The following is a 25,084-nucleotide window of genomic DNA, read 5'->3' as shown; positions in this document are numbered from 1 at the left end:
GTTGCGCTCCGCCACTGATTGATAAACTTACCCGGCCCTATAACTCTTTCATTGAAGCACGTTGCCGCACGCTTAAAGTAAAGCGTATCGCACAGATAGAAGAATTATTAATATGCGGGAAAACGGGCGGGAATAAGGCATTTCAATCGTTCATATTTCCGGTGGATCAGCAAACGGTTAACGCCTTAATTCCGCGTATTTTATCGCCCTGAGAGAGTTGGCGTGATTGCCAGCAAACGCCGGGACGCCGGGAATAGCAGCGGGCAGGAATCGAAGGCGCTTTCGGCGTGCAGCCTGCCCGGCGAATAAACTGCCCGACAAAATAGAGGGTTGTCATCAGAATAAAGAAGAGGTAAAGGCTTTACCTTCGAGGTGAAATATCAATTACGCCTCACGCGCCGCTGCCAGTAATAAATAACGCCGTTCAATCTCACCGCGCGATATATCACCCATAGCAAACTGGTGCTCTCGGCTAGGGTATTTATTTCGGCGCCATTAAGCAGAGTGATTAACTCGCGTAGCCGCTGCCCGGAACGGATTTGATTATCGCAGGCGCTATCCTGCCGCAGGGAAGGTGCGCCCGCCTGCGGCAGGTGTGTGCTAGCGTGAAGACCAGGTAAAGGCCCGTTCATCGCGTTTCCCCCGCGCGTTAAGCGCCTTGCGCAGCTCCGCCTGTAGCGCCAGCGCGTTAGCGGCCTGCTCTTCTATACCCGACGCCGCCTGCGGCTGCAGGCGCTGCTGATTAAGCGGCCTCAACGCGCGCTGCGCTGGCGTAAAGGATTCTCCAGAAGACGCGTCGCTATAGTCCTTCCCCGGCGCAGACGCAAATGTAACCTGCGCCTGCCGCTGTTTAACCCGGGCGATGTCCTCGCGCGGAGATATTTTGTCTCCATAGCGGGCATCCGCTGCTGCTTCGCGGGTTTCACCATGGAAGGTGCTGGCGCAGTAATCGACCTCCTGAGCGCGACGGCTGCAGGCCTGTTTTAGCTCTTCAAGAAGCGTAAGCGGCGGTTTCTCTTCCGTCTGGCGTATGCCAGCATCCACCCGGCGGCGCGCCGATACCGCCGGTTTCACCACCTCTTTCCGCCCGGCGTCACATTCATCCGCGCGGCCTTCATTATCGAACGCGTCGCCTTTCAGCGCGGGCGCAGCGGGCAGCGTCTCGCGTGAAGCAATATTATCCGGCGCATCGCTGTAGCAGGACATTTGCTCTGAGCTGCCACTTTCATGCGCAACCTGCTGCTCTGTGGCGGACGCTGCGATGGCGGCGGCGTTTGGGCCGGTGTTCCGGGATTCTGCCAACAAAGGTATCTGCTGCTGTTTATTGCCTGTCGCCTGGCCGTGTACCGCCAGCAGCCCCACCGGCGCGCGCAGTCCGCCGAGGCTGTGTGACAGATGAAACACCGCGCACGGGGCGTTTCCCTGGCGGGATAGTTTCTTCTCAGCGATGAGCGTTACCGATTTAAACTCGCTGTCTATCACCGCAAAAGGCGTCTTTTGCAGTGCCTGCCGGTGCGCCGGCCAGGCCTTCGCCCCTGACATCGCGCTCTCTGCCAGGTTGAGTTCACCGCGCGGCACGGTAAATTCGTAGCCAGGGCCACGCAATACACCGGCGGTTTTACAGCAAGTATTGCCGCCTGAGACAAGCTGTTTTTTTTGCGCGCCATAGGCACAGCAGGCTAACGCGTAAAACTCCGTTTTTCTGTCGCTTTGATAGCGGGGTGCGGCACAGCAGCCAAATAGCGACGAGGCCACCCACCGGGTAACGCGGGAGAAGATGCCGTCGTTGGAGACTGGCGCCCGCCGGGCTTTTATTTGCTGAGTCGCCGCGCGTGAGGCGCGCGCCGTTTGAGCGTCAGTCTGCGTTTTTTCGTCATGCGCGGGGTAGCGCGCGGGGATCGCCCGCTGGTTAATAACAATCATGATGGAATATCCTTTATGTCATCTTTATCACCTGACCCAACGGACGCTATCGTTATTGCCAAGCAGGGTGCCCAGCGCATCAGGTCCGCGCTGGCGTGGCTGGTAAACCGAATAAGCCTGCCGGGCAGGCGTTAATAACAGGGGCGCACAATACGGTGAAAAATATCGCGCGGTAACCCAGGCCAATACCCTATTGGCCGCAGGAAAAAAACGGGCGCTTTTGGAAATATCTTCGCAGGGAATACGGTTCTTCACCGAATTTTAATCGGCGGCGCGTTACGTATCATAGCGCCTGCATTTTTTTAATTCGGAGCCTTACGTATGCTAATTTCCCAGCCTTCTCTTCCATCCTGCTATATCTCTCCCCCGCCCGCGGCAGAGAAGAGTAGTACGTATATAACCGTGGATACTGCTGCAAGTAGCGAGCATGAAAAAACGCAGATAAGTAAGTTTGCGCAAGCCACTGCTCGCGAGCTTACCGCCGCGCGCAATCAAACCCAAAGCGCGTGGTCCGCCAAAAGCGCGCTAGCGGCGGCCGGTATCGCTGCCGGCTGCGCCGGCGGTATCGGGATGTGGTTTTTGGCTAGCGGTACGGGGATTTACGGTACCGCGATCGCCACGCTTATCGGTGGCGGCGCAAGCGGTGGGCTACTGGCGGGGTTAAGCGATAGGGTAAGCATTCCGGCGGCTATTGCGCTGGGGGCGATTTGCGCCGCCGTGCCCGGCTGCCTGCCCTACGCCTGGAATTTACAAACCACGACGCTTCACTGTGCGCTTTCGTCGGCTAGCGGCGCGCTTTGCGGCGCCGTGAGCGGTACCAGTGCCGCAAAGCTGTATCAGGAACGCGGATAAACGGCATAAAAAAGGAGCCACCGGAACAGGCTCCTCTGCTGGGTTTTATGTGCTGGCAGGTGATTGCTTCCCCCTGCGCGCTACGGCCGCCCGGATTTAACCCAGGAAGCCCGCTTTTTGCCCGCCATAGTCAGCATGAGTATTTTCAGGTGCGGCAGCGGCCCGTCGCCGGGCATAAATGGCAGAGGCAATTAATATATATTTTGCCCAACGGCCGCCCGATCTTGCGCCAGGCGGGTGAATAAGGGCCAGATAGCGGCCCGATATTTCGCGCGGTGTATTCATCCGCAAACGCTAATAACGCGCGCGCAATGACTATTGTTTAATGATATTAATCGTGGTGGTATTTCATCAGCTCGCAGGAATCTGGGTTTTCACTGCTCCATCTAATAATATAAATAACACGAACACCCTCGCCTCTAGTGGCAGCATTACACTGGCTATCGTTCACAGGGGTGTAGGAGTCAACGCCGGGTCTAAATTGTTCTCTGGTAATCCATTCGATAGTACAGACATTGGCTTTTCGCGTAGCGGCGTTGCGGGCGCATGTCCCCTTCGTCGTGTAAAAGCTATGCCCTTCAATCTGCTTCACAAATTTCAAACGAGCATATTTGCTAAACCTTCCATCGCCTGTTCTAGATGCTAAGCAAGGCGTTGCTATATCGGTGGGATTCTTAGAATCAAGATCTTCCGGCCTCCAGAAAGGAACATCACAACTATTATAGCTATTGATTTTGGTACTATTAACGAAATAGGCTCTGCCACCTCCGCTGACTTTAGAGTAACCGTCATTATCGGCACAAATAAAAGTGTAAAATTCAGGTTTATAACGCTTATAAGGATCGCGATAACCAAGCATAAATGTCTTTCCGGCAGCCGCGTCATCACTTTTGGCACAAATTTCATCGGCTTTTTGGTGCGCTAAAGAGGGATTATCCACCATCGTAACCCCCATTTTCACGGCTTGCGCGGTAATTGCACTTCCAAACGTATTAGGTGAACCATCCGATAGCTTAACCGCATCGGGGGTTATCTCCACCTTTTGCTTATTATGGGCAAAACTTGCGCCGTCAGCGGACAGAGTCGATTCAAAGCCGTCGTGATTAAAGACAATCGCGCCTTTTTCAAAGGTGATATTGTTATCCTTCATCCCGAGATCCGTTTCCATTTGGTTCCATTCCGGATGCCCGTCTATTTTTGAGCGGCGCAAAAAAGCACCGGCGCTGACTACATCATTTTCGGCGATATAGCTTACGCTGGCAACGCGGCCCCTTTTAATTTCACTATAAGGAAGCGACCAGCCATTTTGGTTACCGGTGATAACACCATTTTGCTGTGAGTAGCCGCTATTCTCCCCCATATTACCGGCAATTTTACGCATATCTGAGATTGAAATAGCCATCCCATCGTGCGTAATAACCGTAACGCGCACGAATGTATTTTTACCGCTTTTTTCCGGGGTTACCTGCAGCTTATATTGCTGCCCATAGCTATTCTTAACCGGGAAGGTCTCCGGCAGGTAATGATTATTTTTTAATTCTTCCGGCGTCAGGGAACTGGCATTTTGTGACAAGGCGCTGTAATTATCTTTAACCCAAGCCTGCGCGGCCTGAGTAATGCGCTGTAAATCATAGGCAGCTGATTTATTCAGACGCTCATCTGCCGAATTTTTCATGTAGGCCGCGCCTAAGGATAATAGGGATACAATCACAATTAACACAATTATCATTTCAAGGATGGTGAATCCCCGCTGCTGTGCTCTTCTGGTTAAAGGCATTTTAATCACCACTTTTTAAAATCACAGGTAAATAGCATACTGGTGTCGTCAGTAAGCCGAAGTAAGCGTGGTTTATAGTGATATTCGGAAACTTACGACAGAAAGCTAGCGGCCAAATTCATTTACTTCCCCTGCTATGCTGACTTTATTTTTTTTCATTTTCGGAACCTGTATTGGCAGTTTTTTGAATGTAGTTATCTATCGGTTGCCGTTAATGGTTCGGCAAGGCAACGCTGCCAATAATGACGCTTTTAATCTTATGGTGCCGCGTTCGCATTGCCTAAAATGCGGTGCGACATTAAGCGCCAGCCAGCTTATTCCGGTTATTAGCTGGCTGATACAGGGCGGCCGCTGTCGCCGCTGCGCCCATTCAATATCCTGTTGTTACCCGCTGCTGGAAGTTATCACCGGCCTGCTGTTCGCCGCTGTATTTGCATGCTGGCACAGCGTGCTGCCTGCGCTGGCACTTTGCCTGTTTATCAGCGCGCTTCTTGCATTGGCTGCCATCGATCTGAGTCATATGCTGTTACCGGATGCCATCACGCTACCTTTGTTATGGTGCGGGCTGCTCTGGAGTACAACTGGGACAGGCCTGGTTTCCGCTGAAAGCGCTATTTTAGGCGCCGCGTCGGGCTATCTATCCCTGTGGGTAACGTACTGGTGCTATCGCCTGCTACGAAAACGAGAAGGCATGGGCTACGGTGATTTCAAACTCATAGCCGCACTTGGCGCCTGGCTAGGGGCAGAAAGTATTAATTTTATTCTGCTGTTGGGCCCATTATTGGGATGCGTATATTGGCTGGCATTTCGCTTTAAAAAAAGCAGCGATAACTTCCCGTTCGGTCCGGCGCTGATTATCGCCGGGCTGATATGGCTGTTTTTGCAGGCCCCCATTATGTGCTTTATTCATAATAACGAGTCATTGAGCAGAATTTTCTTATTTTTTAATTCTTCTATTCCCTATAAATAGTATTATTTTTCTCAAACAACATTGGCCCAAAATAGCGATAGAGAGATTTTGATGAACGCAATTATTTCGCGCATTGATATCAAATACCTCAGGAGTTTTCAGGCGGTGTTTCGCGCCGGGAACATGGTAAACGCGGCAAAGAAAAGGAATATTACCCAATCAGCTATTTCTAAACACATAAAAAGTCTTGAAGATTTATTAAAGGTTCATTTGTTTGTACGAACGACCAAAGGTATTGAACCCACTCAAACAAGTATTGCCATCAGTCAGGATATCGAAAATATATTAATTAAATTTGATAATTTTGCCGATCAGACAGCGGAACTGGCCGCGCAGAACCCTCAAATACTACGTCTTGCCTCCGGCCCTAAAGGGAAATTTCTCGCCATAGAAGGCATTCATTTCGTGAAGCAATATCACCCGAATGTGAAAGTATCGATACAAACGCTTTCGCCGGAACATCAGCACCATCAGTTACTGCGTGGCGCTGTGGATGCGGGATTTACGCGCCCTCCCGTACCTTATCCTTTACGTGCGTTACCGCTTGGAACGGGCAAACTTGTGCTTGCCGCACATAAAAGCAAGATAGATGCCCTGGGGGAAAATACCCGCCTGGCCGAACTATTACAGCAAAATATATTAATTCGCCTGTACCCGGACTTTGACCCTTTCCTGCATCGCCAAACCGATTTATTACTGTCAGAATTGAATATCGCCGTCGAAAATTATCAATATATACATGACGAAAGCTCGCTGCTGGCATTACTGAGCTCTGGTCTTGGTGTGTCTATTGTTACCTGGAGCACCACATTACCGCAAAACGCTGATATTGGTTATATCGAGCTTGGCGGCCATCATAGCCAGTGGGAAGTGTCACTCGCCTGGAACCCTATGATAAATAATGAAATACGGGATGAATTCCTTTACTTTTATCAACACGAAAAGCACTTAAACGCACCATTATAAAAATAAGAACAAAAAATCATTATGAATGTCAAAAAACTCTTTTCATTTATCATGTTATATCAAACACTTAATTTTAATGAGACGGCAAAGAAATTATTTATTACGCAATCAGCTTTATCTAAACAGATAACCTCGCTGGAAAATAAGTTTGGGAAAAAACTATTTATCCGCCATTACGATGGCATCTATCCCACTCAGGCCTCCAGGAAGGTTTATCAGGATGCGCTAGTTTTGCTAAAGGATCTTGAAAAACTTATCGACAAAACGTCGCTGTTAGCGGGCGATCTTAGAGAAACGCTTTTTATAGGCACCAGCATGCCCGCCACTTACCCTATTGCCAAACTGAGCGCGAGCTTTAGTGCAAACAACAATATTGAGTTAAAGCTAACCTCCGGGACGGTGGCCTCTCATATACAATCGCTGCGGGAAGGGCTATCACATTTGGCATTTTTAAATACGCCGGTACTTCCACCGTTAGACTGTATCCAGGTTAGCAATGAGAAACTGGTGCTGGTTATTAATAAAGCCCATTTACGCCCTAACACCAGCATTCATACTTATTTCCAGGAACTGCCGTTAATCGGGCTATCCCCCGATTACGATGCCACTATTGCGCGAGAAACCCATCGATATCTCATCACGCATCATATCAACCCAATGAGGCTGGACTATGTGAATGATATTTTTATTCTGCAGGGTCTGGTTTCCGCTAACCTCGGTATTGGAATCGTTTATGAAAGCGCCGCCGCTAAGCAGGATAGCGCACTGGAGTTTGTTACCCTTTCCGGAATGCATAGCGCTATTCCGCTTTATTTGGCCTGGAACCCTGAGATTGAAAACAAAACCCGGGATGTTTTTGTTGAGTTTTGTATTAATTGCGGTGAGCGCTGGCTATAGTTGCCCACTAAAATCAGGCTCTATGAATAAATACCTATGCTGAAAATGAAAATATTCATGCGGTCGGTTAAACGAGCGCGCATCGACACACATCATCACCAGGCTAGCAGACTATAGATAATTCATGCTTCAAATTAATCTGCGCCTGGTGTCCAAAACCCTGGAACCAACGTCTGGTACCGGATGGAGGGCTATTTTTAGCTAACTCCGCGCTTCTTTCTCCGTTGATTTCATTCAAAGGCTTTATGTCGATATATGAAAAATTATTCATACGCAGTATCTGCTCCATTTCGTTACCCGGCACGGGAGAAAGTACCGACGATATGTCCAGGCGCCACTTTCATAATACGGTAGCCACCGGCGGACGCACGGATAACTGGCCCCGTTGCCGATAATATGTCGTACCGGATAGCGCCGTTCTGATGTGCTGTAAAATAAATAGCGTTCCAAATCACCGCATATATCGTCTTCATATTAGAAGGAAAATACACGGCGAGGGCGTGCATATAAGCATTCGCGAATTTTTTATCTGAGTGCTCACCGCTATACGCCGCATATTTTCCTCTGTAGGTATCGAATGGAGAAGCAAATATCCTTTATCTTCGCCGCCGTCACTCAAGGTACGCAAGCTCGCGCTATTTGAACTATCGAGTTAGCTTCCCGTGGAATCTGCTCTCCGCTTATCCATAAGAACGCGATTAATGTTTTCACCGTTTGTGTCAGGAAATAACGCTCTCTGGCTATCATCACCTCATCTTTACCGTGTAGAAAAAGATAAAGCGCTGAAGCGCCGGGTTAATAGTATTAGTTGTAATTTGCATCGTGATTCCCCGATAAAAAGGGCAATAAGTTACACCATCTTTTAAGCCAGGTAATTTGGGCTGAATGCCGTTATTTTTAACGCAATAAGTCAACCCCGATGATTATTTACGCCCCCCCGAATGCAGGGAATTAAAGCATGCAAACCACAGCGCATAGCCTCAGGTATCGTTCACCGCGGGAATCTATACGCCGGAAGCGATTCAATTGATAAAGAGAAAAGGTAATTAAATAAATAAAATTAAACTTTTTGAGCCGCAAGCATAGCAATAATCTGAATGAGCCACCAGGGCACCATAGCCCGTGGAGCGCCTCACCAGGAATAAAGTGCTTTTATCCCACCAGTGAGAGATGTACTCATCCGCCAGTTAATATTTTCTTAATATTTGTAAGGAACACTAATGAATTAACTCCAGTTTTTAAGTAAACATTCATGGATGGAGATTTAGGCAATGACGCTTACAAAACCCCCTCGCATGGCGTTTTATTCTCACGACACCATGGGTCTAGGCCATATCAGGCGCAATATGCTATTGGCCAATACACTGTTAGCATCACAACCAGACCTGGAAGTCCTGTTAATAAATGGCGTGCGTGAATCCGGTGCATTCTATTTCCCTAAGGGCATGGATTCCGTTACGTTACCAACCTACCTTAAAACGCCCGAGGGCAAGTATCTTCCCCGCTCGCTGGGCGGGGATATTCATCATTTAGTTGCCCTGCGCGCGGGCATTATCCGCGCTGCGCTGGATGCGTTTAATCCTGACATCGTGGTGGTTGATAATGTACCTCGCGGGGCGATGGCGGAACTGAACGCCGTTTTACCCCTGCTTAAGCGCAAGAACGCGCGGCTTATCCTCGGACTGAGGGACATTATTGATGAACCCGAGCGGGTGTTACAGCAGTGGGAAAAGCTGGATAACGCCGCCGCCATTCGTGATTATTATTCTGATATTTGGGTCTATGGCGATGCCCGGTTTTACGATTTAACCAAGGCCTATAAGCTGGATGCCAGCATCCGAAAAAAAGTCTCTTTTATGGGATATCTGGATGCGACTACGCAGCCCCAGCGGCCGCCGGAAATGGACAGGTCGCCTGTCGATATTGATAGCCCCTACGCGCTGTGTACCGTTGGCGGCGGCCAGGATGGCTATAAACTGGCCAATGTTTTCGCGCAGGCTACCTTTCCGCCAGGCGTGACCGGCGTATTAATTACCGGCACCATGATGCCGCCTGCGGAATATGAAGCCCTGCAAAAAATTGCCGCCCGGCGCCCCGATCTTCATATTATCCGTTTCGTTGCCAATCCGCTGGTATTGCTGCAAAAGGCCCACAGCGTTATTGCCATGGGCGGCTACAACACCACCATTGAAATATTGTCATTACATAAACGCGCCTTAATTATCCCGCGCGTCTCTCCGCGCAAAGAGCAGTGGATAAGAGCGTCGCGCCTGGCGGATATTCATTTGGTTTCCTGCATTCATCCTGAGGCGTTTACCGTTCAGAAACTCAATGCGTGGCTCGCCTCCGACTGGCAGCCCGATAATCCCCGTCGCTGCCTCAATCTGGACGGCCTGAAAACATTTGCGAAAAAAATTGGCGCCCTTCTTCCTCACAAAGATAAGCAGCTCGACTATATAGCGTAAGGCATAAATACATGGAAAGTTATCAAGGAAGACATCCCTACGTGGGCTATGTCGTAAAGCGCTACCCGCGTTTTTCAGAAACATTTATCGTCAACGAAATTCTGGCCCACGAGCGTGCGGGCATGAAAATTGATATTTTTGCGCTAGGCCACGTTGATGAAACCCATTTTCAGGATGTGATTGCTAAGGTTCGCGCCCCGGTGACGCGGTTTGATGATAAGCAGCGTAATACCGATAATCTCTGGGCGCTGCTGAATCTCGCCGGCCGGGAAATCCCGGGGTTCACCGCCCGCCAGGCGGCGTTGCAGCATCATAATGTTCACGAGTTTGCGCAGGCAACGCAGCTGGCACTGGCTATCCGTGCGCGCGGTATCCAGCATCTGCACGCCCATTTTGGTACCCGTGCTACCACGGTCGCCCGCCTGGCCGCCGTCCTGAGCGGTATTAGCTATAGCTTTACCGCGCACGCGAAAGATATCTATTACCCGTATAAAGAAAGCACTGAATTAGCGCTAAAGCTGCGGGATGCGGCGCACGCCGTTACCGTCTCAGAATACAATCTGGCCTACCTGCGCGAGCAGTATGGTCACGATGCTAATAACGTAGCGCGCTTATATAACGGCATCGACTTAAGCATCTTCCGCTATTCGTCTCCCACCCAAAATACGCCTGCCCATATTCTGGCCGTCGGTCGCCTGGTCGAGAAAAAAGGGTTTCCGCTGCTGATTGACGCGCTGCACAAACTACGGCTGCACCATCTGCCTTTTCGCTGCACGCTGATTGGCGACGGGCCGCTGCGAGAGGTGTTACAGCAGCAAATTCACGCGGCCGGACTGTCCGCGCAGGTCACGCTGCCGGGCCTGCTCCCTCAGGCGGCCATCATTGACGCCATGCGCAGCGCCACGCTGCTCGCCGCGCCCTGCATCATCAGCGAAGAAGGCGATCGCGACGGTCTGCCAACCGTGCTGCTGGAAGCAATGGCGCTGGGTACCCCGGTTATCTCTACCGCGGTTGCCGGTATACCGGAGCTGGTGATAAACCGAGAGACCGGGCTATGCGTGCCGCCGCAGGATTCTGACGCACTTGCCGATGCCATGGCGCGGCTGATAGCCGATGCGCCGCTGCGTCAGCGCCTTTCTGAACAAGCAAGGCGGCTTATCGAGCGCGAGTTTGATATCGACAGTAACGCCGCGCTTTTACGAAACCTGTTTGCAGGTGCCGTGGCTGAACGCCGCGACGGGGAGGGTAGCCTGTGAAAGTGGCCTATATCTGTGCCGATCCGGGTATTCCCGTGTTCGGCAATAAAGGCGCGTCAATCCATATTCAGGAGGTGATGCAAGCTCTGTTACGGCTCGGAGCGGAGATAACGCTGTTTGCGCAGCGCCCCGGCGGTGAGCCGCCTGCAGGGCTGCGCCAGGTGCGGGTAGTGCCGCTGCCTGCGTTACCTGCGGCCACGCAGGAGACAACGCGAGCGCGTGCGGCGCTGGCGGCTAATGAAATGCTTATCGCCACGCTAGACGCCGCCGGGCCATTCAGTCTTGTTTATGAGCGCTATTCGCTATGGAGCCATGCGGGGATGTCCTGGGCAGCCCGCAGCGGCACGCCGTCGGTGCTTGAGGTCAACGCCCCGCTGATTGAAGAGCAGCGCCGGTATCGTACTCTGCCGCTGGAAGACGAAGCGCTGGCCACGCTTGAGACTGCTATTCGCCACGCTGCAACCATTATCGGCGTATCTGAAGGAGTTAAAAACTGGCTGGAGAGCTTCCCCGCCGCCCGTGGCAAAGTCCATGTGGTGGAAAATGGCGTCGATCCGGCGCGTTTTTCAGTGAAAAAACCGGCGTCTTCTGCACCTGTCAGCATCGGGTTTCTCGGCACGCTGAAGCCCTGGCACGGCCTTAATACGCTAATTGATGCTTTTATTCTACTCCACCAGCGCCAGCTGCCGGTCACGCTTTCAGTGATTGGTCACGGACCTGAATTTGAGCCGGTGCGTGAAAAACTCAATAGCCACGGCCTGCTGCCCGTGAGCCACTTTAGCGGCGCCGTTGCGCACGATGACGTCCCGCCGCTACTGGCAGAAATAGACATCGCGGTAGCACCCTACCCGCAGCTGGAGAACTTCTATTTCTCGCCGCTAAAAATATATGAGTACATGGCCGCCGGGCTGCCAGTGGTGGCTTCGCGTATCGGCCATCTGGACCAACTAGTGAAAGAAGGCGAAAACGGCTTACTGGTGCCGCCGGACGATGCCAGGGCTTTGAGCGAAGCGCTCACTCTCTTGATAAACAGCCCGACTATGCGAAGCGCAATGGGGCTGGCGGGCCGCCGGCAGGTGGAGCGGAATCATAGCTGGCTGCGGGTAGTGAAACGGATTTTGTCTTTGGCGAATGTCACTGCGCAGCACAAGGGGCACGATGAAATCTAAAGCGTCGACTTCCATGCTGCGAACCTTTCTGCCTTTTATTCGTAAGCAGCAAACTTTGCTGGCGGGGGCGTTTTTCATGCTGCTCGCCAGCAGCGGGCTGCGGCTGTTGGAGCCATGGCCGCTGGCTTTTGCTATCGATATTGTGATGGGCGATGCGCAGGATAACCCGCTGCTCAACGGCTTTAATATTAATCAACTGAGCCATGAAAATTTATTGCTCCTGTGTGCGGGCGGGATTGTGGCGATCGCCGCGCTGCGCGCCGCTGCAGGGTATGCCAGCACCATCGGTATGGCGCTGGCCGGGAGCCGGGTGATGAGCGATATCCGCCGTCAACTATTTGCTCATCTGCTGCGACTACCTTTGGCATTTTTTCAGCGCGCGCGCACCGGCGATCTGACCATGCGCCTCATCAATGATATTGGCATGATGCGTGAAGTGACGGTAACCGCCATGATGCCGCTGCTATCAAACATCATTATTTTTGTCGGCATGCTGGGTTTTATGCTGTTTCTGGACTGGAAGCTAACTCTTATCGCCCTGGTGGCAATGCCGCTGCTAGCGCTGACCACGTTTTACAGCAGCGTTAAGATCCGCGATGTCAGCCGGGCGCAGCGCAAGCGCGAAGGTAACCTCGCCGCGAAATCATCCGAATTTATGACCGGTATTGCCACTATTCAGGCGATGTCGCTGGAAAACGCGGCCCTGGATACCTTCAACGGCAACGACGCTAAAAGCATGAAGCAGAATGTGCGGTCTAAGCGGCTGGCGGCGGGGATGGAGCGTCGGGTGGATTTACTGATTGCGGCGTCAACTTCCGTGGTGGTCTTTCTGGGGGCTAAAAGCGTCATGAATAACATGATGTCGGCGGGAGAACTGCTGATTTTTATCTCCTACATGAAAAACGCTTTTCGTCCCGTCAGGGAGTTTGCCAAATACAGCGGGCGCCTCTCAAAGGCCACCACCGCGGGCGAGCGTATTATCGAACTGCTGCACACGCCGGTTGCGGTAAGTGAGCAAACGGGGGATCGAATACTGCCGGACACCGCCCATGACATCCGGTTTGAACAGGTCACCTTCCATTATCCGGCAAACGGCGAGTCGGAAAAACGCGCGGCGCTCCGGGACATTAGTTTTCACCTTCCGGCCGGCGGTTCTCTGGCGATTACCGGGCCATCAGGGGCAGGAAAATCCACGCTCAGCCAACTACTGCTGCGCCTGTATGAGCCGTGCGCCGGGCGCATTGTTATCGGCGATCGCGATCTGCGTGAATACGATATCCGTAATTTGCGCAAGCAAATTGGCTATCTTCCGCAGGAGAGCCTGCTATTCGGTGTCTCTATTCGGGAGAACATCGCGCTGGGCGCCAGCGGCCCGGTCACTGATGATGAGATAACCAGTGCGGCCCGGCTGGCGAATGCCCATGATTTTATCATTCAGTTACCGGATGGCTACGACACGGTAGTCAGTGAGCGCGGGATGTCGCTTTCCGGCGGCCAGCGGCAGCGGATTGCCATCGCCCGCGCCGCAATTCGCCGCAATGCGTTTCTGCTGTTAGACGAGCCGGGCGTAGGGCTGGATTATAAAAATGAGCGGGAAGTGGCCGATGCACTGGTGCACCTGATGCGCGGCAAAACCAGTCTGCTCATTACCCATAATTTGGCTTTCGCCGCCCGGGCCGATCGCATTCTGCTTCTTGACGGCGGGGAAATTATTGAGCAGGGCGATCATCAGACGTTAATGAAACAGCAGGGACGCTATTTCGAACTGTGGAATATACAGCATGGCTGAATTACACCCCGCCAGTATAACAAGGAACCCCAAGATGACCGTGAGCGCCCGCGACGCCGAACGCGCACTTATTGCCGCCGATCCGGCCATTCCCGGCCTGGCATTGATACTGAATCCGGAACGACTCCTGGCCACCCTGCGCCTTTTGCCGCGCTTTACAAACGCCCGGGCGCTTAAAGAGACGTATTTGCGCTATAAGCCAGGCACCAGTTGTTTGCTGGCGATAGAAATTAGTCTACATGATGGAAGCAGGCAGATCTGGTTTGCCAAGGCGCTGACCCGCGAGCGCTTTAGCGTGTCTGCGACGCATCCGAAACGCCAGGCGTTGCTGGATATTAACCATCCTTTTTCGCCCGTCAGGCTGGAAAAAGAGGCCATTTTATTAGAGCACCCAACCCAGGACCGGGAAATTCGCTATTTGGATACGCTGTGGCAGGAGTCGCAAAGGACGGCGCTGCTGCGCCAGTGGCTGCCGGAACAGGCGGATGCGCCGGACGTTGAGTGGCGCTTTCTGCGCTATAAGCCAGAGCGGCGCTGCGTGGCAGGTATTACGCGCGCAGGGAAACCGCTGGCGGTTATTCGCTGCGCCAGCGCCCGTGAATTCGGCGCTATTTTACAGGGCTGCGCCACGGGGCTGGCGCTGGGCCACGTCTCATTACTGGGCGCGTGGGGGAAAAAGCGTCTGGTGGCGACGCGCTGGGTTGAGGGCGAGTGTCTGGAGCATTTGCTGCCTTCGCCGGCAATGCCCGCGCTGCTGACGCGCACGGGAGACGCTTTGGCCCAGGTACATTCAGCGCCGTTTGCGCTGCCGGTAAAACGCAGCGTGGAAGACGATCTGCAGTTTATGTGGCGCGCCATAGACACGCTGCGCGTCGTTTATCCGCAGGCGATCCCTCACTTTGAGCGCTGCGCCGGGCTGGTTAGGGAACAGATCCGCCAGTTTGAGCAACCAGCGACGCTGCTGCACGGAGATTTCTCGGCGGATCAGGTGATTATTGCCGGCTCCGATACCCCGATTCACTTTATCGACTGGGATCGCAGCACCTACGGGCACCCTCTAAACGACCTGGCCTCGTTTTTGGCGCGAATAGAGATGGATGTTATCGAAAATAGCCTGAGTCGGGCGCAGGCAGATACCGCCCGCACGGCCTTAGTCAGCGGATATCATTCCCGACGGGATCTGCCCGTGGACGGGCTGCCCTGCTATACGGCACTGGCGCTGCTGGCGCTGGTGGCAGAACCTTTTCGTAAACGCGCTGATAATTGGCCTGCGGGCATTGATGCGCTGCTGCGGCGCGCCGAACAGCTTCTTGCACCCCGGCACCCTGTGGCTGAAGGCGACTGGCAGATGCGGCTAAGCCAGATCTGTTCCCGGAAGTTGATGGAAATACCGCTGCGCCAGGCGCTGAAGCTGCCGACGCGGGTGCGGCTTCATTCCTGTGAGGTACTGCGGCACAAGGCCGGACGCCGGGCGCTGGTAGCCTATCGCTGGTCGATTCAGGGGAATGAAACACCGCTGGTGGTTCTGGGTAAGTATCGGGAAAAAGGCGCAGACAGGCACGCCTTTCGCTGCCAGCGTGCGCTGTGGGACGAGATGGGCACACGGGGCCGGGCGCTGTGCGTACCGGAGCCTTTATCGCTTCTCGCTGAGTGTAATATGTGGCTCCAGCGCCATGTAGACGCACAGATGCTAACAAATTGCCTGTCACCTTCCGCCGATTTGACCGCTACCGGGACCGTCGCCGGTACGGCGCTGGCGGCCCTACAGGCAAGCCCCGCGCTGAAAAGCGCCGTCAGCGGGCGCGTATGGAAAAAAGACGATGAGCTGCAGGTTCTGGCGCATGGGCTAAACCAGGTCGCGGCGGACAATCCCCACTGGCAACAGCGGTTGATGGCCTTGCTGAATGCCTGTGACAGGCAGGCCAGCTATTTATTCCGCGCAGCAGCCGTGCCGGTACACCGGGATTTTTACCCGGATCAGGTGCTGATAGATGCCCGTGGTACACCGGTGTTACTGGACTTCGATCTCTGCTGTATGAGCGCAGCGGCGCTGGATGCCGGTAATTATTTGGCCCACGTTCGTGAACTGGCGCTGCGCCGGTTTGGCAGCATTGATGCCCTGAGACCCCACGAAGAAGCCTTTATCCGCGCCTGGCTTGCGCATTCCCCGCAGAGCCGTGAAGCCGACGTTGCCGGCTTTCTGGCGCTCTCTCTGGCCCGACATGTTTATCTCAGTACGCGTTTCCCGACACGCACGCACACCACGGCAGCGCTGTTGGAATATTGTGAGCAGTTAATTGGGATGCAGTAATAACAAGGAGCCGTTAGATAATGGATTACAGAGTACGCGCCATCCCACTGGGTTTGAGCCTTTTTTTGACCTCATGTTTAGCCCACGCCGAAGATAGTGGTCGTCGGGAAACGTTTCCCGACAGGACTGCCAGCGCTCCCTTGCGGCCAGAACAGGTCGCTATCCGCAGCGATAGCGGCTCCGACATCATGAAGGTCAATGTAACGCTCAAAATGGAAACCTTCTTTTTGCGTAACAAAAAGCTACGCAGCGGGGATAAACGGGAACATGTACAGGAGCGAGAACCGCAGGCGCGTCTGCGGCTCAGTCTACTGGAAGGTCGCCCGCTTTACGGCGTGGCGGAGATGGAGCTGAAAGATAAAACCAAACGCACTTCCGGGAATCCAAAACAGAACAAGACCCACCTTGAGCTTACGCAGGTCTATTTTGGGATGGATGCAGACGCGCTGAATACCCGGCTTCTTCTGGGGCGCTGGCTCTACCGTGATGAGCGCGAGTGGCTGTTGGATGAGAACATCGATGGCGCGTTGGCTTACTGGCGCTTCGGAAAATGGCGCGCTGACCTGCTGGGCGGGCGGGTGAATTACTGGCAGCGCGATCTGCTGGACAGAACCTCCCGCGATAGCGGCGCAACCGCTGCCGCAGGGGCAATTGTACGCCGAAAATTTGGTAAAGACTGGTTCGCGGGGGCCTATTTGCTAACGACAAAAAATACGCACAATGACGATTCCCAGCGGCTGCACTACGGGCTGCGTTCTCACGGCGAGCAGAACAAAGGCCTGCGTCACTGGGGGGATCTGGGCGCTATGCAGAGTGATAGTACCGGCTCACAGCGGCACGGTTTTGCGGTTGATGCGGGCGCTACCTACATCTTTTCCACACCGCTGCGCCCGCGCGTGACGCTGGGCTATGCAATGGCCAGTAAATACTATCGCCAGACGGGCCTGCAGTCGAATGAGGCGACCATGGGCGGCAATACTAAATTTAATATTTATGGCGCTACGCTGGCACCGGAACTCACAAACCTGCATATCCTCACCGCCGGTATCGGCGTGAATATTACTCCGGACTCTACCCTGGACCTGGTTTATCACGATTATCGGCAGGTAGAAAAAGGGGATTTAGACGTGCATAACAGCGAGCTTAAATCGCGTTATGACACCCGTAAAACGTCGCGCCTGGGCGGCGGTATTGACCTTATCTGGGGGCTGGAGGTTAACGAGCATTTGAAAACAGAGCTGATTATGGGGATGTTTACGCCGTCTAAGCGTTTTCGTTCAGGCTCCGGCGATAATGCTTCACGCAGCGCACCCGCGTATTCCGTTGGCTTTGAGGCTGAGTACCGGTTTTAAAAACGCAATTCGTATATGGGAAGGCGCTAATAAACGCCGCTCATAATGAGACAGGCTGAGGCCGGAACTCGCCTGTTTCGGGTAGCTAAATGTACTGTGACGGCAATGAAAAGCCGTCCAGGATTCACTTTTCAGAAAGGCCGCGCCCGCACGTCGTTTGGCGACCGGGACTGTTTGAGAAGATGAACAATATTATTAACCGACATTAACCGAAGATGCTGGCATTAGGTCGCACAAGCTTAAGCCGAATAGCCGAATAGCCGAATAGCCGAATACGAACGGAGGATCATTGCCGGAAGCAGAAACAGGAAGCGCAATGTGCTGGTAAACTGAAAGAGGCACCAAAATTACAGACATGAAAAAAGCCATGCTAATTAATAGCATGGCCTTGAATAGTGGCGGAACGGACGTCCGCTTGATATAAATCCGATTTGGTACGACACCGTCAACTAAACCCGCATAAATACAGTAAATCACACTATTACCCGTCCGATGTATGTTAGCCCAATCCAAAGAAAGCTTCAATTAATGGCATACCAGATGGCATAACTCAGATTTAAAGGAAGCCACCACTTATGGCCTTACTCACTGATACCAAAGCCCGTCATATCAAACCCAATGACAAACCGATTTCTCATGGTGGTGTCACTGGCCTAACACTACATCCCTCTTCCACTAAAGGACGCGGAAAGTGGGTGCTACGCTACGTCAGCCCTGTCACTCAGAAACGACGTAATGCCGGTCTTGGCTCTTACCCCGAAATTAGCATTGCCGAAGCGGCTAAACTCGCTCAAACCATGCGAGAACAATTATCGGCTGGAGATGACCCTCTGGAACTCAAAAAAGCGGAAACGACCAAAATCGTAATTCCGACTTTTGAAGAAGCTGCACGAAAAGTTCATACCGAGTTGCTGCCAGGATGGCGTAACAAAAAGCATGCCCGGCAGTGGATATCGACTCTCGAACAGCATGTGTTTCCAGCTATGGGGACCGTTCCTCTTGATGCGATTACACCTGCCAATGTTGCGGATGTTTTGCGTCCTTCGTGGATGACTATCCCCGAAACCTCCGGACGGGTAAAACAGCGTATTCATAAAGTAATGCAGTGGGCCTGGGCTCATGGGTTCTGCTCAGCCAATCCCGTCGATGTCGTCGACCACCTACTTCCCCAGCAGGTCAGCGTCAGTATACGTACTGAACATCAGCCTGCTATGCCCTGGAAAGTTATACCGTTATACATCGCCAGCCGCGTTTACACTGAAGATCGTTACAACGTTACCAGAGGATTACTATTGTTTGTCATACTGACAGCATGTCGTTCGGGTGAAGCTCGTGCGATGGAATGGTGCGAAATTGATTTTAAACGCAAGATTTGGACCATCCCGCCAGGTCGAATGAAGGGCGGCGTCCAGCACAGAGTGCCGCTGTCTCAGCAGGCTATTGGGCTACTTGAACAAATGAGAGGATTACATGAGACGCTGGTATTCCCTTCCCCCAGAAAACAAACTGTTCTCTCCGATATGGTTTTGACATCATTTTTGCGTAAAACCAAAGCTATCAGCGATACCCAGGGACGGTTTGCTGTCGCGCATGGATTTCGTTCCAGCTTCCGTGACTGGTGCAGTGAACAACGCTATCCGCATGATTTGGCTGAACGAGCACTGGCTCATACTATCAGGAACAAATCTGAAGCAGCCTACCATCGTACGGACCTGTTGAATGAACGACGGCCGATGATGCAGGCATGGGCAGATTACGTTATGTCTGCGGTCTCTACGACCTGAGAAAGCCGTTTTCCCATCTGCAGAGACTTTCAACCCCACTCATATAATAGACCTGGAGGCATTTTTGTTTACCATTGAAGCTGCACGTGAAGAGGTAAATAGATTTCGAGAACTACTCGAAAAATGCGATCCGTCAACAACCTACCTCATCCCTCACGGATTTCCTGTCATGAGCTGCAAACTTTGCTCAATGCTACTCTCCTTCCATTTTCTGAAATTATGGCCTGATCTGGAATTGAAGGGTGTCACAGGAGCCACCGGTAAAAATGATGCGATTACTCACTACTGGCTGGAAGTGGGTGATTACGTTATTGATATCACAGGGGATCAATACAACGTCATCAGCACCAGCGAACTAAACGAAGCTATCGTAAAAAACAGGCCTTTTGTGCCTGTTCACGTCGCTCACCGGAAGGACAGCTATCTCTATAATTTATTTAAAATACAAGGGAGAGAACTCTTAACCTATGGATTTCCGACAATCGGTAATGATTTTATTGAGGAGATGGAATGCGATTATCGCCAGCTTGTCGGGTGAGGATTAATAATGCAGACCTGCACTTTTATCGGCAAGTCTGCAACTGAAGTTCTATTTGTCGCTCAAGGACCGCTGTATTAGCTGGCTTGTGCCAAAGTTGCGATAACCGTCATGGAAGTCTTTACTGTATTCTTTGCTCAGATAGGCTACCCGTAGCAGAAAGTCATAATAATCAGCATTTAACGTTAACGCATCATCCCGAGTGAACCACGCGCTGTGATTCTTCGGAAAATGCGGGAGATAAGCATATTCAGGATAATCAAGCCCAATGGCGCTGCACCAGGCTTTCTGTATCCGGGTCCCCATATTATCAGCGTCAGGCTTTGTATAATCTCCCAGATAGGCATAGGCCTCTCTGTCAAACAGCAGAAGCAGATGGTAGTGAGGATGTTCCCCGGTAACACGCTCTCTGGCCCAGATATAGCCGAGTGGCACAGGCTCACCAGGCCTGCCAAAACGCTTGTGTTCTTCCCTTAACTGGCTTTTAAGGGATTCCAGGGCTCGTGTAATGGCTTTCTCATCATCCTTCTGAAAGCATATCGGCAAGTCCGGCTCTCCTGGCACATGGGACTGAGCAAACCTCAGGTCAGCGCGTAATGCGAATATCCGGTTATAGTTTTCCAGATAATTAGATATTACAGCAAGCGTTCGACGAAGCATATGGCCTGATATTCTCGAATAATATTTACCTTCAGCTTCCTTCCGCAGGAATTCAAACTCTTTCTCAGTTAAACCATAAGGTGATTTCATAATAATACCTTTCAGCAAAATTCATTAGATATTGGGTAGCAAGCTGCTACTCAATTAAGCGTACAGGTTACCCTGCAGGGATTTATTATCTCTGCCGATACTCAGGTTTGATTATTGTGTTGGCATATACCGATATTTAGTGTATTGACGTAAGAGTACCTACCAGCAACGATAAATATAGTACCTACTAACAATGATAAATATACTAACAATGATAAATATACTAACAATGATAAATATACTAACAATGATAAATATACTAACAATGATAAATATACTAACAATGATAAATATACTAACAATGATAAATATACTAACAATGATAAATATATTACATATACCGACTAATCAATACGGATAATAATCCCACTATCAACAACGAAACCCGCAGCACACTAAGGGTTATGAGATACATAACCACCTGATAAATCGTAAAAATCACTCTGAAGTTATTCTCTCAGCGGGATGCTACTGATAGCACTACCTCCCCCATGATATTCTGGTATACCTTTCAAAGCCTTGTGTTCTGTATCCAGTTCTGAAGGTGCTATTTCGGAAGCCAGGTATTTGACATAATGCGTTCCGCTTGCGTCTTCCCACAACTGGACTTTCCCTTCATCAGCAAGCTGTTCCAGAACAGGCTCAAGATCAGCTTTTTTTCTGAGCGAACGATGTATATCCTGCATCATGTCACGCCTTAAAAAATCATAAGACCCATTTTTAACAAGATGGTTTTCAAGCCAACTGAGTACTCTTTCAGAATGGGAAGGTCCCCTGACCACATCCATTTTTACAATAAAATGATTAAGGTGCCATTCCGATATTAACAATGCAGCTTCCAGAGTTTCCAGCGTAATAACGGTTGAGTCAGGAGTGATAAACAGCTGCATCACAGCAGCACTCCTCGCGGTATGTTCGCAGTACCGCGCAGCCCAGTCGTTATGATGGTACAGTTTTCCCCCCGGCTGCATCAGACGCTTTACGTCCCTACCAACATCACGCAACCGCTTCTTTGCGTCAGGAGCAAAAGTCATACAGATTCGGGGTTGATTTTTTTTTCTGCGTTCCATCCCGGCAAGTAAATGTTTTTTCTGAATGGCATAAAACTTTTCCAGATCGGACTCATCGCCAGAAACCAGCTCATCAATATCAATCTGTCTGGTGAGTAACGTAAGATCCATGGTTAACGTACGCGCATAAATTCCCGTTGCTCGTATTACGTTACCCAGTGATTTCAGTGTGCAGTCATGTGGCTCCGGCTGTGTCATTAACAGCATACCAAGCCGGGGATCTTTAATATCTGTGATACCCGTTGACGCACGACTGACCCGATAATCATCACCACACCATAGCGTATTATTAATTGCGATCTTACGGCGCATGATGCTTTCATACAGAGCACTTCCCTCGTCAGAGGTGATACCCAGACTGGAGTATTGCCCCAGCTCTTTCAGAAGGGCTTCCGGCGTGGGATCCGTTACCGTCAGATGCACCCTTACAGGCTTAACCGGTTCATTTCTGAGACATTCATCCAGTTCATTTCTGGCCGTCTCCACTCCCTCTTTCTGGCGCACTGCTTTCTGAAGCGACTTCTTAAGGCTCTTACATTCTTCATCCCATAGCACGTATTGCCGTTCATACTCCTTCAGCATGAGTGAAAACACCTCAGCCAACTCACGTTCAGTTTGATGAATTTGCGCCATGATGAGCCTGTATACCGTCGTTTTTTTGCTTCCGGACCTTGCCAGTATTATGTGAAAATGCGATACAGGGACGATAATATCATCATCAATTTCAACATCATACATATCCTGGCAGGCCAGAGCCATGCTCCCCAGGAGGGTTGCAAAGATAAGCTCAACCGCCGCGCTGGTTTTGCCATATATGAAAGATATGATTTGTTGAAAAAAAGTTAAAATTGCTCTGGTATTCAGATTAACATGATGATTTTCAGTTTTTTTATGGGTAAGTTTCATTGCATAGTCTCTTTTGAGAAAAAATTAAACGCTTCTGGAAGCGATCCACTCATCAACGGAAGTGGAACGCCATCCAACGGAAGCAGCACCAAGTCTCACGGGTTTTGGAAACGTTTCGTCATAATACCTGGATTCGGGATTTAGCTTTTCATAGATAGTTGACCGGGACAGACCAACTATCTTCGTCAGTTCTCTCATGCGCAGAATGCGCTGCTGTGGCTCTGGTTGCCTGGTGTAAACAGATGACATTTTTGATTCTCCTGTTGGATGTCTCTGGCTGTGGTCGCACTTTTGCACAGGATCTGGAATAGTGTCCCCGTAAAAGAAACGAAACCAACTGCAGGGAGTCACTGTGCATACTTTTGCAAACCTGATGTACGACGTTTACGAGTCCTTCGGCCTGTTCCAGAAAGGGGCTCGCCAAGCAGACATACGTGGATCCGCTAACTTTTCAGGTCACCAGCGTTTTTTCGATAACAATGATGACGAAGAGATAAAGGAGGAGAAACGCTATGATGAAATCATCAGACACCTTGATGAGGAGGGGGTGTTCAGTACGGAGCAAAGAAGGGAGATTTTTTATAAATATGAGCAACTTTATAATGCTCTGATGACTCGGCCTGTTTTTACTGAACTAAGTCGCAAACAAATACAAATCCACTACGCCCAGTATATACTCCCCAGGCTCATCGCACTTGATATCTATAAAACTTACACTGCTGAAAACAAAAATAGCTTTTATCACCATATACACATTTTCTTGCAGAAAGAGTACTGCCCATGCTGGGAGGAGAAAAAAAAAGGTGCTTTTTCTGCCGTTCGGCAGTATCTGAAGAATTCAGTAAGAGAACAAGAATTCTCTCATACAGAAAATCTGACACCTCTTTTTAAAGTCATTGAAAACATCCGCCCTGGTAACACACAGAAAAAAGGTGCGCTGGATACATCAATTATAGAATGCCTTGATGCGTATTCTGGTATTGTCGACGATGAGACACTGAACAGCATCAGAGTCAACCTTGATAATATAAAAAAAGCCCATTACTCCTTGACCGTACTCCTTAATGCCGAACGAAAACTCCCTGTCATTAATATCATCTCACGGTACTACAGAAACTATGTACACAATGGAATAAAACCCGGCAATATATCAGAAATGTTATGCAGACTACTGTATGAACCAGAACCCCAAGATTTTATCCATCATGATACCATGATTAACTCAATTGCGAGTTATTATCATAAGAGAGCAATAAAACCGATCTCCCTGAATATAAACGAGGAATGTTTACAGAGCATCATCGCATTAAAAAGTATCGTTTTCAACTTCAATGATAAAACCATTATCTCCGAAGCACAGTTAACTGACATTGCTGTAAAATTAAAAAAAGAACCCCATAAACAGGTTGTTCAACCGTATTTTGAACTCTGGAAACTTATAGATTTAATCAGTAAAGGGGAAACAGAGGAAGCCTATGAGAAAGTCAAAATTATTTCTCTGGATGATTTACCTGTAGGATACCTGACATCCGCTTATTTAGTTATCCATATTGCATTACGCATAAAATTCGAGAGGAAAACCGTTAAAAAAGGTGTTTTCTCATCATCTGTAACAACTATTCTTGAAAATCAGGGAATTTATGCTGACTATATCCCCGTCAGTCAGGCTTATACAGAAACCCACAGTGACGGTTCTGTGATGAAAAGTACTCTCCTTTCTGAATCCATTTTATCAGATGCCAACAATCTGACCATCATGCGTTCGGTAAGGATGTATAATAACATGGTCAGGAGAATAAGTGACTGGAATGACCTTGAGCTGGAAGGCATTTATCCTGAATCTGTTTACGGGCTTCTGGATAAAGTTGACACTATCCTGGGTAAGATACTCAACGTTATCTTTCTTGAAAAAATCACTTCCAGCCAAGATTTAGCCTACATCCTGAAAAATAATAAAATTCTGACCCGAGGTGAACTGAATGATAGCCTTATAGGCATACTGGTTAACTGTCCTCTTTTGGCGTGCGTACGGGACATCGAGAGTCTGATAAAATACCTTCGCTGTCCGGGGGAGGAAATAAGGAATATGATTCTTTCAGTTGATAAAAAATTGTGGGATTTGATATATGGAGCCCTGACGAGTCTGGAGGAAGAAAGAAAAATACAGGCGGGGAAAACACAGGGAGGTGGAAAATAAGTGCATATCTTTGCATCCCCCCCGGCTACAGTGGCTACACGTAGCCACTGTAGCCGGGGGATTACATAGACAGTAACATTTTACTGTTCAGAAAAAGCAGGTGAATCAAGGC

The 25,084-nt window shown here is 50.5% G+C and carries 18 protein-coding genes; 13 read left to right on the top strand and 5 right to left on the bottom strand.

From position 1 onward, the window contains the following. Window positions 1-600: 600 nt before the first annotated feature. Entirely contained in the window at window positions 601-1,923 is a 1,323-nt protein-coding gene (locus tag SFA31_RS08055) for a hypothetical protein (protein ID WP_322837522.1), read from the bottom strand. 321 nt (window positions 1,924-2,244) lie between these two features. Between SFA31_RS08055 and SFA31_RS08050 the strand changes: the two genes are divergently transcribed. After that, window positions 2,245-2,775 (top strand): hypothetical protein, encoded by a 531-nt coding sequence (locus tag SFA31_RS08050; protein WP_322837521.1) that lies wholly within the window; start codon window positions 2,245-2,247, stop codon window positions 2,773-2,775. Window positions 2,776-3,106: 331 nt separating this feature from the next. Here SFA31_RS08050 and pilV read toward each other — a convergent pair whose 3' ends face one another. Continuing rightward, a complete protein-coding gene (pilV, locus tag SFA31_RS08045) occupies window positions 3,107-4,552 on the bottom strand; it encodes a shufflon system plasmid conjugative transfer pilus tip adhesin PilV (RefSeq protein WP_322837520.1) in 1,446 nt (481 codons plus the stop codon). A 136-nt stretch (window positions 4,553-4,688) separates the two neighbouring features. Between pilV and SFA31_RS08040 the strand changes: the two genes are divergently transcribed. The 11 genes from SFA31_RS08040 (at window position 4,689) to SFA31_RS07990 (ending at window position 20,049) form a co-directional block, all read left to right on the top strand. Beyond that, window positions 4,689-5,522, top strand: a complete 834-nt coding sequence (locus SFA31_RS08040; RefSeq protein ID WP_322837519.1) for an A24 family peptidase — start codon at window positions 4,689-4,691, stop codon at window positions 5,520-5,522. Between the two features lie 51 nt (window positions 5,523-5,573). After that, a complete protein-coding gene (locus SFA31_RS08035) occupies window positions 5,574-6,488 on the top strand; it encodes a LysR family transcriptional regulator (protein WP_322837518.1) in 915 nt (304 codons plus the stop codon). 21 nt (window positions 6,489-6,509) lie between these two features. Further along, window positions 6,510-7,385, top strand: a complete 876-nt coding sequence (locus tag SFA31_RS08030) for a LysR family transcriptional regulator (RefSeq protein WP_322837517.1) — start codon at window positions 6,510-6,512, stop codon at window positions 7,383-7,385. 1,271 nt (window positions 7,386-8,656) lie between these two features. Then, window positions 8,657-9,850 carry a glycosyl transferase family 28 gene (locus SFA31_RS08025; RefSeq protein WP_322837516.1) on the top strand — a complete coding sequence of 398 codons (1,194 nt, stop codon included), beginning with the start codon at window positions 8,657-8,659 and terminating at the stop codon, window positions 9,848-9,850. A gap of 11 nt (window positions 9,851-9,861) precedes the next feature. Further along, complete coding sequence (locus SFA31_RS08020; protein WP_322837515.1) at window positions 9,862-11,106, top strand: glycosyltransferase; 1,245 nt, start codon at window positions 9,862-9,864, stop codon at window positions 11,104-11,106. Then, window positions 11,103-12,275, top strand: a complete 1,173-nt coding sequence (locus tag SFA31_RS08015; protein ID WP_322837514.1) for a glycosyltransferase family 4 protein — start codon at window positions 11,103-11,105, stop codon at window positions 12,273-12,275. Before SFA31_RS08020 ends, SFA31_RS08015 begins: the two co-directional genes overlap by 4 nt. After that, on the top strand, window positions 12,265-14,064 hold the full coding sequence (locus tag SFA31_RS08010; protein ID WP_322837513.1) for an ABC transporter ATP-binding protein: 1,800 nt from the start codon (window positions 12,265-12,267) through the stop codon (window positions 14,062-14,064). Before SFA31_RS08015 ends, SFA31_RS08010 begins: the two co-directional genes overlap by 11 nt. Before the next feature lie 34 nt (window positions 14,065-14,098). Next, on the top strand, window positions 14,099-16,375 hold the full coding sequence (locus SFA31_RS08005; protein WP_322837512.1) for a phosphotransferase: 2,277 nt from the start codon (window positions 14,099-14,101) through the stop codon (window positions 16,373-16,375). 20 nt (window positions 16,376-16,395) lie between these two features. Next, window positions 16,396-17,727 (top strand): alginate export family protein, encoded by a 1,332-nt coding sequence (locus tag SFA31_RS08000; RefSeq protein WP_322837511.1) that lies wholly within the window; start codon window positions 16,396-16,398, stop codon window positions 17,725-17,727. 575 nt (window positions 17,728-18,302) lie between these two features. Beyond that, on the top strand, window positions 18,303-19,511 hold the full coding sequence (locus tag SFA31_RS07995) for a tyrosine-type recombinase/integrase (RefSeq protein WP_322837510.1): 1,209 nt from the start codon (window positions 18,303-18,305) through the stop codon (window positions 19,509-19,511). A 64-nt stretch (window positions 19,512-19,575) separates the two neighbouring features. After that, window positions 19,576-20,049: a hypothetical protein gene (locus tag SFA31_RS07990; protein ID WP_322837509.1), complete on the top strand. Its 474-nt coding sequence runs from the start codon at window positions 19,576-19,578 to the stop codon at window positions 20,047-20,049. A 51-nt stretch (window positions 20,050-20,100) separates the two neighbouring features. Here the strand turns inward: SFA31_RS07990 and SFA31_RS07985 are convergent, their stop codons facing one another. From SFA31_RS07985 to SFA31_RS07975, 3 genes are all read right to left on the bottom strand, one after another. Then, the gene (locus tag SFA31_RS07985; protein ID WP_322837508.1) at window positions 20,101-20,799 is read right to left on the bottom strand and encodes an inovirus Gp2 family protein; all 699 of its coding nucleotides are present in this window, start codon (window positions 20,797-20,799) and stop codon (window positions 20,101-20,103) included. Window positions 20,800-21,248: 449 nt separating this feature from the next. After that, a complete protein-coding gene (locus SFA31_RS07980) occupies window positions 21,249-22,775 on the bottom strand; it encodes a YfjI family protein (RefSeq protein WP_322837507.1) in 1,527 nt (508 codons plus the stop codon). Window positions 22,776-22,799: 24 nt separating this feature from the next. Further along, window positions 22,800-23,024: a helix-turn-helix transcriptional regulator gene (locus SFA31_RS07975; protein WP_001614372.1), complete on the bottom strand. Its 225-nt coding sequence runs from the start codon at window positions 23,022-23,024 to the stop codon at window positions 22,800-22,802. 103 nt (window positions 23,025-23,127) lie between these two features. On the opposite strand from SFA31_RS07975, the gene SFA31_RS07970 reads away from it, so the two are divergent. Next, window positions 23,128-24,972, top strand: coding sequence for a hypothetical protein (locus SFA31_RS07970; RefSeq protein WP_322837506.1), 1,845 nt, complete (start codon window positions 23,128-23,130; stop codon window positions 24,970-24,972). Window positions 24,973-25,084: the final 112 nt, after the last annotated feature.

Source organism: Erwinia sp. HR93, assembly GCF_034555055.1.
Classification (GTDB): Bacteria; Pseudomonadota; Gammaproteobacteria; order Enterobacterales; family Enterobacteriaceae; genus Apirhabdus; species Apirhabdus apintestini.
The sequence above is the reverse complement of the archived record's forward strand: the minus strand, read 5'-3'. Positions and strand labels throughout refer to the sequence as shown.

Excerpts from the sequence above, each read along its gene's own strand:
- SFA31_RS08055 (WP_322837522.1), bottom strand. The coding sequence starts at position 1,923 with ATGATTGTTATTAACCAGCGGGCGATCCCCGCGCGCTACCCCGCGCAT.
- SFA31_RS08050 (WP_322837521.1), top strand. The coding sequence starts at position 2,245 with ATGCTAATTTCCCAGCCTTCTCTTCCATCCTGCTATATCTCTCCCCCG.
- pilV (WP_322837520.1), bottom strand. The coding sequence starts at position 4,552 with ATGCCTTTAACCAGAAGAGCACAGCAGCGGGGATTCACCATCCTTGAA.
- SFA31_RS08040 (WP_322837519.1), top strand. The coding sequence starts at position 4,689 with ATGCTGACTTTATTTTTTTTCATTTTCGGAACCTGTATTGGCAGTTTT.
- SFA31_RS08035 (WP_322837518.1), top strand. The coding sequence starts at position 5,574 with ATGAACGCAATTATTTCGCGCATTGATATCAAATACCTCAGGAGTTTT.
- SFA31_RS08030 (WP_322837517.1), top strand. The coding sequence starts at position 6,510 with ATGAATGTCAAAAAACTCTTTTCATTTATCATGTTATATCAAACACTT.
- SFA31_RS08025 (WP_322837516.1), top strand. The coding sequence starts at position 8,657 with ATGACGCTTACAAAACCCCCTCGCATGGCGTTTTATTCTCACGACACC.
- SFA31_RS08020 (WP_322837515.1), top strand. The coding sequence starts at position 9,862 with ATGGAAAGTTATCAAGGAAGACATCCCTACGTGGGCTATGTCGTAAAG.
- SFA31_RS08010 (WP_322837513.1), top strand. The coding sequence starts at position 12,265 with ATGAAATCTAAAGCGTCGACTTCCATGCTGCGAACCTTTCTGCCTTTT.
- SFA31_RS08005 (WP_322837512.1), top strand. The coding sequence starts at position 14,099 with ATGACCGTGAGCGCCCGCGACGCCGAACGCGCACTTATTGCCGCCGAT.
- SFA31_RS08000 (WP_322837511.1), top strand. The coding sequence starts at position 16,396 with ATGGATTACAGAGTACGCGCCATCCCACTGGGTTTGAGCCTTTTTTTG.
- SFA31_RS07995 (WP_322837510.1), top strand. The coding sequence starts at position 18,303 with ATGGCCTTACTCACTGATACCAAAGCCCGTCATATCAAACCCAATGAC.
- SFA31_RS07985 (WP_322837508.1), bottom strand. The coding sequence starts at position 20,799 with ATGAAATCACCTTATGGTTTAACTGAGAAAGAGTTTGAATTCCTGCGG.
- SFA31_RS07980 (WP_322837507.1), bottom strand. The coding sequence starts at position 22,775 with ATGAAACTTACCCATAAAAAAACTGAAAATCATCATGTTAATCTGAAT.
- SFA31_RS07975 (WP_001614372.1), bottom strand. The coding sequence starts at position 23,024 with ATGTCATCTGTTTACACCAGGCAACCAGAGCCACAGCAGCGCATTCTG.